The following is a 10,663-nucleotide window of genomic DNA, read 5'->3' on the forward strand; positions in this document are numbered from 1 at the left end:
ATATACCTTACTACTTGAAGTAGTTTTGGTGTAGTAGGCCATTCTATAAAAGGTAATGGAATAAAAAAGATAAAGAATCGAGTGTCATTCCTAACGAATGAAAAGCACCACGCACTTCTGGTTTTGAGAAAAAGCGTGGCACTCACTGCTCATTGGCTATTACTTTAAAAATCAACGTCGATGAGAAAATCACCCTATTGAGGCTAGGTCCGATATAGAACTTTTACAACATGCCAACCAAACTTGGTTTTCACCAAATGGGGTGTCAGTACCTCTCCAGTGAAACAGATTTTATCAAATTGAAGTACCATCTGCCCCTGACGAAACTCACCCAGATCGCCCCCTTTTTTACCCGAAGGGCAGGTAGAATATTTTCTGGCTAATGTTTGAAATTTCGCTCCTTTTTTTAACTGAGCGATAATATCTTCAGCTTGTTCTTTATGCTTCACTAAAATGTGAAGAGCCGCTGCCGTTCTTGCCATCATTTTTCTCAATAAATTTGCTACTGCAAATAGTGTAACGGATGCTTTTCAAGAGTCCAACCCCAATGTAAGAGTGCAAAAGATCAATAAACATACGGTTATACTGTTTATTTGCATTTAACGCATTGCCGTCAGTAAGAGATCGTTTAGTATTAAGCATAAGAAACAACGTTGAGTAAGGTGTTATGGCTAAAACCCCCAGTAAGGCAAACCAATCCCAAGGCATGTTGATGTTCACATTGAACACTCAGAAACAGCTTTTTGCTATCGGGACTCTGAAAGTACGAGAGATTGTCCCTTACATGCCAATGACACAAATCCCATATTCTCATCACCATGTGATCGGAACGGTGACTATCCGTAACTTGACGGTACCTGTCATTGATATGGCTGCCGCCATTGGCTTTAGAGCAATTCAACCTAGCGAATATAAACAATGCTACTTAATCGTGACGGACTGCCTGCGAACTGTAGTTGCGTTTATGGTACGTAGCATTGAGAAAATCATCGAGTGTGACTGGCGAACAATCGAGTCTTCACCTGCAGTGGCGGGAAAAGACGTTTTTATCACTGGCATAACCCGCTATCAAAAACAGATTGTGCAGTTACTTGACGTCGAATTATTACTTTCAAAAATTTATCCACAGTATGAATCAACTAAGATTCCGATGCTGACTGATATTGAACGTGAGCGATTAAAAGCATTGCGTATTTTACTGGTGGATGATTCATCTATTGCACGTAAACAATTGTCAGATGCCTTAGACAGTATCAACATCCCTTACCAAATCTGTAAAAATGGACTTGATGCCATTGAGCTGATGCGTCAAGACGCTCAACATCAACGTGCGATCGATTTGCTGGTCAGTGATATTGAAATGCCGGGCCTCGATGGATATGAACTGGCCTTTGAGGTTCAAAATGATCCAATGCTGAGCCATGCTTATTGTATTCTTCACACCTCGCTTTCCAGTGAGATCTGTTTGGATAGAGCTCACCAAGTCGGAGCCCACGAAGCTTTGGAAAAATTTAACGCAACAGAATTAATAGAAGCGATGCTGCGTGGCGCAAAAAAACTGGAACAACGTAAGGATACCGCTTAATCAAGTTTTGCTTGCACAAACAGAGCCTGAAGCGCTTCTCTATCTGATTTTTTCAGTTTACTTACTACAAGCTGATAAGAGCGTTCACATAATTCCTCTAACATCATCTGGTCAACATCTCCGTTTAACTTAACGGAGATCCAGTGTCTTTTATTCATATGATAACCAGGACGAATAGCGGAAAAGGCACTGGTCAGAACTTCACCATCTTCGGGAGTGCACTTCAATGTCACAAACGGCTCTTCTCTCGACTGAGAAGTATAGGCAAACATTTTACCGCGAATTTTGAAAACCAACGCGTCAGGACCAAACGGATAGCTACTTTCTACCTGAGGTAAAATATCCAAAAACGATTCAATATCATACATCTCCATCTATTACTCCTTGATTCAGTAACCAACTTATTTTAATCATTCAGCGATTCAATATATAAAAAACCCCCGACTATGTCTGTCTGTTGTGTTTGATCTACATCAAGAATCGATTGTTCACCGTAAATAAAAATTCAACTTCAAACTTTAGTTGCATTTTTTTAGCGCATAACTTTGGGATATCCGCTAATCTTAGCGGTATGAATATCTGTGACTGTCTATTAATTTTACGATAATGACCAGCGACGACTTTAAGAGATCTACAGCCAATTTAAAAAAAGCAGTACCGTTGATGATGAAAAATCATGTGGCGGCGACACCTGCTAACTATGCACTTTGGTATACCTATGTTGACAACGCCATACCTCAACTCAATCGAGAACTCGATTCTGTATTGGAAAACTTTGGCCTTTGTCCTCCCGCGGCAAGCTCTCAACTCTATAACAGCTATGTCGCATCGCGCTCTGAAACCAGTTTAAGCACGCTACGCAACAATATTGAAGTGTTAGTCAATGAAGTCGCAAGTTCAATGTCAGATACCCTAACCGATACCAGCGAATTTGCCAGAGTGATTGATAAAAGTTTTAGTGAATTAGAACGAGTCGAAAACGATGATTTATCGATCGAAGAGGTGATGAAAGTGGTTCGCCAATTGGTCACTGAATCGCGAGATATTCGCCATTCAACTCAGTTTCTAAATGGTCAACTTAATAGTGCCAGTAAAGAAATTCATCGACTGAAAGAGCAGCTTGCCGAGGTGCAAAAAGAGGCTTTATTCGATGGATTGTCCGGTTTATATAACCGCCGTTCGTTCAATGATGATCTCTTTACCCTAATAAGCGCGCAGCAACCAATAAGCCTGATCTTATTAGATATCGATCACTTCAAATCTTTTAATGACAATTATGGCCACCTATTTGGTGACACCGTCATCAAAGGCATCGCTAAAAAGCTTCAGAGTAGCTGTCGAGATGGCATTACCGCCTACCGATTTGGCGGTGAAGAGTTCGTTTTAATTGTTCCAAATAAAACACTGCGCATTGCCAGACAGTTTGCAGAATCACTGCGCCGTTCGATAGAAAAAATGAGCGTGAAGGATCGCCGTTCAGGAAACCAAGTTGGTAATATTACCGCCTCTTTTGGTGTGACAGAATTACAACTAGGTGATACGTCCGAGTCTTTGATAGAAAGAACCGATAAACTGCTCTATGAAGCAAAACAATTAGGCCGCAACCGTGTTATGCCGCTTTAATCGCTTCAACCTCTTATGGCTTATGGGTCGCTGAAAAGCAATCACAATTTCCATAAACCTCAATTTATGGATAGAAAAGTAAAAGGGGCGCCACGCCCCATTTAATCCCAATACGCATCTATAACCTAAGCAAGGTTAAAACTGTAGTTTAAGTAGTAGTCTTCACCATCTTTTGCGGTGTACTCCTTATCTTCACTACAAGCTTGAGGCTTACCCTTTTCATCACCTTTGACTAGGCTTACCCAGTGGCGCATTGCGGCGCTGGGCATTTCTTCCACCGATTGGGTAAATGTGGTACACGTTTCTAACTGAATATCATTAATCTCTATCAGTTCAACGCGTCCAGTCCCTTTAGTGCAGCCTAACATCACTTCAACATGGCTACCACTTCCATCACGAAACAAGATCGAACATGGTGACTCCTTTTCACCATTGAAGGCAACAAAATGTTTTGGGTGCTTCAAACCACTATGACGCCCATCCTTGAAATAAGCCAACACATGGCGGTAATCGATCACATAACTGGTCACATCTTGATGAGAGCCCGTCGCCAAAGGGAACAATCTATCGAGTAGTTGCTTCGCTCTACTCTGCTTTTCATTTTGTTGATTAGCACTGATAGTCTCGACGGCGAAGACGGCTTCAGCGATAAAGGGTTTATCTAGTTTTTGGATTTCTGTTTTATCGAATGTCAGCATATTCATCGTCTTTTCCTTATAGGTAACTCAACATTTTGTGTTCTAGAGCAATTATTCCAAACTTGCGTTTAACCTTTGTGCAAATTTGTGACCTTGCTTACTTGGTAGATTAACCAATTTTTTACTACAATTTCACAACAAAAATTTTACAGTGTGAATTTTACAAAATGGCCTTATCAAAAAGCTTAGTTCGTCAGTCACATTTCTTAGGGACAAAAGTCAGAAACTTAAGAAAGCGTAATCACCTAACGATGGAAGACTTATCGGCACGCTGTATTCGTATCAACCCAGAATACGCCCCCTCCGTTTCATACCTTTCGATGATTGAGCGTGGAAAACGGGTGCCTAGTGTTGATATGTTGGAGGTCATTGCCCAAGTTTTCCAAAAAGATCCCGCTTGGTTTTTAGATGATGAACCAGGTCAAACGGATATTACTCCTGACAAGGGTAACAGAGGTGGGATCAGCGGTATGGCTCTTGAACCTAGCTTTTTATTCTCAAATGATATTTTACAAATCGCGATCCCAGAGATGCTTTCCCAAACCGGGATCACTGGCAAACAGTTTGCTCATCTATTGATCCGTGCTCACCAAGAGAGTTTACAAAACCACTTCCCAGATCTTGAGCGAGCAGCAGAAGAAGTGGGTTTAAAACGCTTAAACTTAGCTGTTGAAGATCTTATCGACATCGCCAAAAGCCTTGGTTTGGTTATCCGCTGGGTCACGAGAACCCCGCAAGATGTTGTTGATGAGCTTGGTGTTAGCGCTAAACAACTTATTACCTCTTTTTTTGAACCACCATGCACGATCTACCTCAATGAAATTCTACGTGAGTACCCAACTCGCCTAAAGTACGACCTCGCAGTGTATATTGGCCACAATATTCTGCACAGCAAAGAGGGACTAAAAAGTGTCTTAACGGTTGGCCACACAAACAGTTGGGAAGAAACGCCTGATGCCACCGCCACCTGTGAATTAAATTCCCAAGATATCCTTCAGGCATGGCGAGATTTTGAATCGAGTTTTTTTGCTGGCGCACTGCTGTGCCCCAAAGTGCCTTATCGACAACTTCTTGATCGCAGCGGTTACGAAATCGATGTACATTTGAAAGCGGGGGTTTCTCCTTCCGTTGCGATGAGGCGCATGACGGTCGTGTCACCCTATCCGCATTGGCACTATTTCGATGCTTATGGTGAAGGCAAATTAAAAGCGGTTTATCGTGGCAATGGGATCCCTCTACCGTGGGGGAATATGCGTAAAGTGAATGACCCTTGCCAGCATTGGGCCGTGTTTAGACGTCTTTCAGAGCCGCAAAGTGGCAGCTCTGCGCAAATTTCGATTTTGAATGTAGGTGATGAGCCGAGAATATATTGCTGTGAATCCGTCAATATGATCGATCCAGCAGGCAATAATCGAGTGCTATGCGCTGGAATAGATTTGAATCCAGCCATCAATGCACAAGGTGGGGATGCTCACTCAATTGCTGAGGAGCTCAAAGCGTTATGCGTCAGCAACGGCGGGAGCTCTCTTATTCCAAGACACATCAAAAAAGATCTCACGACTATTGCTAAAATTCTTAATATTAATTGGATTGAACGCGGAATTGAAAATAATGCGCGCTTAATCTGCTCACGCGGTGCTGTCTGTCCAAGAAAACCAAGCTGCTATGAGAAATGTGCTGGCTAGTTGCAGAGCGTAAAAATAAAAAAAGCCAATCACAAAAAGTATGATTGGCTATTAATAAGTGTGAACAAAAATAAGGTTCACTAACAACGTCAGTTGGCTAGGTGACCCTCGGCTTAGAAGGGTCACTTACTATATAGCAGGATGCATGCCAACTTTAAAACTGCCAAAAAACACCTTATCTGTCTACTTTATGAGCGGTTTCATTACAACGTGTCGCATAATAAATTTGCATTTTGCAATTAAATTTCAAAATGCAAATCTGAATAAATAATTTAGTAGTACTGCTGCCTCTTTTCTTGATACATCCGCTCATCAGCCAGTTTCAACATCGCATCCACATTATCAAATTCTGGGCTAAATGCGGCTGCGCCTACACTGACATGTAGGTTAATTAAGTGCTGCTCATAAATGACTGGCGCATTACACAACGCACTTTTTATTTTGAGACTGATCCGCTCAATATCATCGTTGTCCGATACTCGAGACAGCAAAACCAGAAACTCATCACCGCCAATGCGTGCAACTAAATCCGAAGAACGCAATACGCTTTTCACTCGCTCCGCACAAGCAATCAACACCTTGTCACCCGCCGCATGCCCATAGGTGTCATTGATCGATTTGAACTTATCAATATCAATGTTGAGGATCACAAAACCAGCCGATTGGTCCATTTTGATAGCCTGCTCAAAATATCGATCAAGCGTATACATGAAGTACCGACGGTTAGGAAGCTGAGTTAATTCGTCATGAAGTGCTCTTTCATTAGCAATAGAGTACAAGCGATATATCGTAATAAACGCCGCAACCAACAAGATTAAGATCGGATAGCCTAGCAACCGTACAATGTGAACCTGATACCAAGGCACTTGACCTAAAACATCGCTTTTCTGCGCAACAGCAATTTCCCAGCCGCCATAGGGAAAATGAACACTTTGTTTTGCAAAAGCTTTCGTGAACACCTCTTGTTCACCAAAAAATACCTCGCCTTCCGAACCAGTACTGTCTACCCCACGTATCGCCAAATTAAAGCGGTGAGTAAAACGTTCAACGCCAGTGGAAAGTAATAGAGAATCTAAATCGATCACGACACTGCATACCCCCCAATATTGTTGGTTATCAGGAGGGTCAGTAAATATAGGAATCCGAGCAACAAGGCCTCGCCCACCTTGAACCAGGTTCACAGGGCCTGCAATGAAGATCTCTTGGATCTCCCTTGCTTTTAAGATCGTGGCCCATTGTTTGGGAACGGTACGGTAATCTAAGCCTATCGTTTTGTGATTTCCGCTCAATGGATAGGTGTAACGAATCACATCATCAGGCGCAAGCCCAATCACGCGCAAATGTCTACCTTCATGTAAAATATTAGCCGCAATTTTTTCCCAATCTTCGAACTGAGAATGGGCGTTAATCGCAATTAAGCTGGTTAGCCCATTTGCTACATAGATGTCAGACAAAATGGCAGCTTCTAACTGAGCTCGAATAATCGAAAGCTCTTCCTTTGCTCTGGTTTGAAGATTATCTCGGATAAAACTTCGTTGATTGAAGTTGATAATTTCGATCAACCCTCCACAAAAAATGATGAAGGCAACGAGAAGCAAATTGACAGACCACTGTTTGCCTGAGATATGTCTCATGCAACTCTCCCTCACTAGCCTGTAGCGATCACTACATGTGTATGGTTTTACTTGCTCTATTTAGAATAGTGCTTCTTACTTAAGATTAACGTAATTAATGAGGGAATACCCAAATTAATTACAAATTTGTTGATATAACCAAATGAACTCGTAGCTTTTTGCTAACATAGTAATATTTTAATTCATCAATTTGCATAGCGTAAAAAGCACAATCAGCTAAACGCATTATCCTAACGACTGCTCAAAACGGTCATTTTACGCACACCTGACATATCACCAACAATAATAAATCCATGAAATGCTAATATTATTATGAATATTAGCTTAGAGGTGTGTTTTCATCATGTTATTAAAAAAGAGTGGCCTATTTCTGGGATTAGCTATTGCATTGTGGTTGCCTGCCTCTGGCTATGCAGAGCCGGCGTCAACAACGAATAACACTTTTTCTGAATCTGCGGTGCTTATTCGTCAAACCTATGAAGAGCAACTTTTCACATTGCCGGCATTCAAAGAGGGGCACTATGGGTTACGGATGTATCGCCAAACTCTAGACCCTAAATATTCAGCAGCGGTGTGGAGTGATCTTGCTCGCGTAGCAAGCCGACTTAATCAATTTTCCGCAGAAGTTTCAACTGCTGAACAGGTTTTTCTCTACTCTGAGCAACGTTTGGCTGGATACCTCGATGACGAAGATGAACGCAGCCAATTACGCTATATCGCCACTAAACATATGCCAGAATACCTCTACTTAGGCGTCGACCTATTAGGCTCTATGGCCCGTGCCAACGAATATGGTTTGAAACATAAAGAAGATCAGCTTTTGCGCCAAGTGATCCGCCGTTATGATTTTACTAAGTACGCCACTGATGAAGAAATGATTAAAGCGTGGGCCGCACAACTTGCTAACCAAGTCTATTGGTTACGCCAGTTAGGTGAACAAGATGTCGTACAACCATTCATTGATAGCTTTAGGAAAACATACCCAGATTCTGCTGATAAAGCACTCTCCGCGCAACAATATGGCAATAAACTGTATGGCATGACACACATTATTTTTGCCGATTCGGAATACTATCAAAATCCCATTAAAGAGCAGCAGCATCAATGGATCTTCGACTACTTTCGCAATAATATCGATACCATTTTGCTAAGAGCGAAGGAAGATGTGGTTGCTGAAGTTGGGATCACTTTTCTACTCGCAGGTTTAGAAAAAGATCCTGTTGTAGAAAAAACTCGCCTCGCAATTCAACAAGCGATTGATAAAAAGAAAGGGATGATCCCCTCTACCTCAGGTGTGTTTGACCTTGCCGACGGAGAGCACCGCAATGTACTTGCCATTATGTTACTTGACTGGCAGAAAACCAACCAAGCGCCCACAGTGAAAAATAATCCTAAGGTATTTTCTAGCCTGCCTTATGGGCTCATCAGACAGTAGCAATAAGCGGGTTAAGCTGATTTAAGCTGGTTTGACGATACTGAGGATTTAAATAGCTTCGGGATAAGAATTCCGGTAAAAGTTGCCATCACTATCAAGCCCAACCCTACCATTTGTGTTGGCAAGTACTGCACATTAAAAAACAACTGTTGCCATAATGCGGTAAAAAGCAAATTGGTAAAAATCAACGGAGCGAGCTGCGAGCCAGAGTGTGCCAGACGGTAGGCTTTGGCTCGAAAAATTTGAGTGTTAATGACTAATATAGAGACTCCGCTCAAGGCAATAACCACAGCTAACTGCTGCAAGCTGCCCCAGGTTTGTTGAAGTACATTCACGTCCGCGGTAGGAAGAAATAACAAAGGCAGTAATAAGATTGATGCACACACAAACGTCCAAGCATTGATATCAATAGATCGCATATCACTTTTCGTCGCTCGATATAAGCTTAACTGCGATCCCGCATTCAGCGCTCCCGCAAGTAAACCGACCAATAACTCCATCCGTAAATGGATGCCCGAAACATCGCCAGCCAGCAGTAACACCCCGATAAATGTAATGGCCAAGCTCACAACCGTGCCTGCTTTCATCACTACACCAAATATTAATTTTTCTAACAAAGGAATAAACAGTGGACCAGTGCTAAACAATACAACACTTTCCACCAAAGAAAGATGCTGAAGTGAGTAAATAAAACAGAGCTGACAGCCTGCAATACATACTGAGCGAACCCACAGAGCCCGTTTCATACCTTTGGGAGGAAAACGGAAATGAGTTAAGCTCATTACTCCCAACAATATGAGCGCGGGGAGTAAAAATCGGAGAAAACTGAGACTTTGTAGCGGTATCTCATGTGCAAGAAACTTAGACAGTAGCCCTGTCAATGACAAGCTAAATGTGGAGGACAACATAAATAATGGGGCCAAAATTCGTGGGTTCATACAACTCTCCTCTAGTACAGCTATCATAGAACAATGACGAAAGGAAAAATAACGAGTAATATTAACCAAACCTGTAAGAGAAACTTACCAATGCGAAAACTACCTCCGCTCAAGTCACTCTACTCATTTATTGCCGTAGCAGAAACAGGCAGCATGACAGATGCAGCAAAGCACCTTAATGTTAGTCATTCAGCCGTCAGTCAATCAATAAAAGCATTAGAGAACCAGCTAAACCAGCCGCTATTCAATCGCGTTGGGCGTCACGTCGTACTCAATAATGCTGGTCAAAAATACTATCGGAGAATTGCGCCTGCTTTGGAGCAAATCGTTGAAGCAACTGAATTGCTTATGAGAGATGAGCGCCATAACCGACTGACACTCAACATGGTCAACTCATTAGCGCTGCACTGGTGGATACCACGAGTTAACCGCTTTCAAGAGCATGCGCCACATATAGACGTGAGAATATCGAGTTTAACAGGCACTTTTTCTCTAACATCAGAGAACGTTGATATCGCGATTGTTCATGGTAAACAAGATGAGTGGCAAGACTACTATTGTGAGAAACTTGCCGAAGATGAATTGGTGCTGGTATGCAGCCCTGAACTCATAAAACCTGACCTCATAAAGCAAGGTGATAAGCAGACGCTTTCATCCATACTTAAATGCCACCCAGCGATTATCGCTGTGAACGAGCGCCGCAAAAAAGACTGGCAAATTTGGTGCGATGCTTATCAACTTACCATGCCAGCGAGTCGCAAAAACCTATCATTTGTCTCTTCAGCACAAGCTGTACAAGCTACTATCCGCCAATTAGGTATTTTCGTTACCCATCGCCTCTTTGTAAAAGATGACATCAAGTTAGGCCTACTACAAGAACTCGGTTCCGCAGTGACTAATCCCTATCAAGACTACTACTTCGTTTGTGCCAAAGAGCAACTGAAACAAGAGAGTATCTTAGTGTTAAGAAGTTGGATCAAAAAAGAATTTGCGATGTAACTAAATTTGTAATGTAACTACAGGACGGCTTAGATTTTTTTGCTATATCCACATTTGCTTATATTC

10 protein-coding genes are annotated in these 10,663 nt (G+C 42.1%); 5 read left to right on the forward strand and 5 right to left on the reverse strand.

Annotated elements, in window-relative coordinates; translation table 11 throughout:
* Window positions 1-203: 203 nt before the first annotated feature.
* Entirely contained in the window at window positions 204-482 is a 279-nt protein-coding gene (locus tag AACT21_RS01430) for a peptidylprolyl isomerase (RefSeq protein ID WP_094164395.1), read from the reverse strand.
* A 185-nt stretch (window positions 483-667) separates the two neighbouring features.
* On the opposite strand from AACT21_RS01430, the gene AACT21_RS01435 reads away from it, so the two are divergent.
* Window positions 668-1,585, forward strand: a complete 918-nt coding sequence (locus tag AACT21_RS01435; RefSeq protein ID WP_019281245.1) for a chemotaxis protein — start codon at window positions 668-670, stop codon at window positions 1,583-1,585.
* Here the strand turns inward: AACT21_RS01435 and AACT21_RS01440 are convergent.
* Window positions 1,582-1,959 (reverse strand): MmcQ/YjbR family DNA-binding protein, encoded by a 378-nt coding sequence (locus tag AACT21_RS01440; RefSeq protein WP_017045994.1) that lies wholly within the window; start codon window positions 1,957-1,959, stop codon window positions 1,582-1,584. The genes AACT21_RS01435 and AACT21_RS01440 overlap by 4 nt on opposite strands.
* A 232-nt stretch (window positions 1,960-2,191) precedes the next feature.
* Here AACT21_RS01440 and AACT21_RS01445 point away from each other — a divergent pair, with 232 nt between their 5' ends.
* The gene (locus AACT21_RS01445; RefSeq protein ID WP_017045993.1) at window positions 2,192-3,208 is read left to right on the forward strand and encodes a GGDEF domain-containing protein; all 1,017 of its coding nucleotides are present in this window, start codon (window positions 2,192-2,194) and stop codon (window positions 3,206-3,208) included.
* Window positions 3,209-3,333: 125 nt separating this feature from the next.
* Here AACT21_RS01445 and AACT21_RS01450 read toward each other — a convergent pair whose 3' ends face one another.
* The gene (locus tag AACT21_RS01450; protein WP_013868075.1) at window positions 3,334-3,912 is read right to left on the reverse strand and encodes a malate synthase; all 579 of its coding nucleotides are present in this window, start codon (window positions 3,910-3,912) and stop codon (window positions 3,334-3,336) included.
* 161 nt (window positions 3,913-4,073) lie between these two features.
* Here AACT21_RS01450 and AACT21_RS01455 point away from each other — a divergent pair, with 161 nt between their 5' ends.
* Entirely contained in the window at window positions 4,074-5,591 is a 1,518-nt protein-coding gene (locus tag AACT21_RS01455) for a DUF3612 domain-containing protein (RefSeq protein ID WP_017047432.1), read from the forward strand.
* A gap of 272 nt (window positions 5,592-5,863) precedes the next feature.
* On the opposite strand, the gene AACT21_RS01460 is transcribed toward AACT21_RS01455, so the two are convergent.
* Window positions 5,864-7,240, reverse strand: a complete 1,377-nt coding sequence (locus AACT21_RS01460) for a diguanylate cyclase (RefSeq protein WP_017045991.1) — start codon at window positions 7,238-7,240, stop codon at window positions 5,864-5,866.
* Between the two features lie 328 nt (window positions 7,241-7,568).
* Between AACT21_RS01460 and AACT21_RS01465 the strand changes: the two genes are divergently transcribed.
* Window positions 7,569-8,660: a DUF3541 domain-containing protein gene (locus AACT21_RS01465; RefSeq protein WP_094164396.1), complete on the forward strand. Its 1,092-nt coding sequence runs from the start codon at window positions 7,569-7,571 to the stop codon at window positions 8,658-8,660.
* 11 nt (window positions 8,661-8,671) lie between these two features.
* On the opposite strand, the gene AACT21_RS01470 is transcribed toward AACT21_RS01465, so the two are convergent.
* Window positions 8,672-9,598, reverse strand: coding sequence for a DMT family transporter (locus AACT21_RS01470; protein ID WP_094164397.1), 927 nt, complete (start codon window positions 9,596-9,598; stop codon window positions 8,672-8,674).
* Window positions 9,599-9,688: 90 nt separating this feature from the next.
* On the opposite strand from AACT21_RS01470, the gene AACT21_RS01475 reads away from it, so the two are divergent.
* Window positions 9,689-10,597, forward strand: coding sequence for a LysR substrate-binding domain-containing protein (locus AACT21_RS01475; protein WP_094164398.1), 909 nt, complete (start codon window positions 9,689-9,691; stop codon window positions 10,595-10,597).
* Window positions 10,598-10,663: the final 66 nt, after the last annotated feature.

Origin of the sequence: Vibrio sp. V08_P9A1T1 (genome assembly GCF_963874405.1) — a bacterium.
Lineage (GTDB): Bacteria > Pseudomonadota > Gammaproteobacteria > Enterobacterales > Vibrionaceae > Vibrio > Vibrio anguillarum.

Bases quoted from the DNA above. Each gene is read 5' to 3' on its own strand.
- AACT21_RS01430 (WP_094164395.1), bottom strand. From the start codon at position 482: ATGGCAAGAACGGCAGCGGCTCTTCACATTTTAGTGAAGCATAAAGAA.
- AACT21_RS01435 (WP_019281245.1), top strand. From the start codon at position 668: ATGGCTAAAACCCCCAGTAAGGCAAACCAATCCCAAGGCATGTTGATG.
- AACT21_RS01440 (WP_017045994.1), bottom strand. From the start codon at position 1,959: ATGGAGATGTATGATATTGAATCGTTTTTGGATATTTTACCTCAGGTA.
- AACT21_RS01445 (WP_017045993.1), top strand. From the start codon at position 2,192: ATGACCAGCGACGACTTTAAGAGATCTACAGCCAATTTAAAAAAAGCA.
- AACT21_RS01450 (WP_013868075.1), bottom strand. From the start codon at position 3,912: ATGAATATGCTGACATTCGATAAAACAGAAATCCAAAAACTAGATAAA.
- AACT21_RS01455 (WP_017047432.1), top strand. From the start codon at position 4,074: ATGGCCTTATCAAAAAGCTTAGTTCGTCAGTCACATTTCTTAGGGACA.
- AACT21_RS01465 (WP_094164396.1), top strand. From the start codon at position 7,569: ATGTTATTAAAAAAGAGTGGCCTATTTCTGGGATTAGCTATTGCATTG.
- AACT21_RS01470 (WP_094164397.1), bottom strand. From the start codon at position 9,598: ATGAACCCACGAATTTTGGCCCCATTATTTATGTTGTCCTCCACATTT.
- AACT21_RS01475 (WP_094164398.1), top strand. From the start codon at position 9,689: ATGCGAAAACTACCTCCGCTCAAGTCACTCTACTCATTTATTGCCGTA.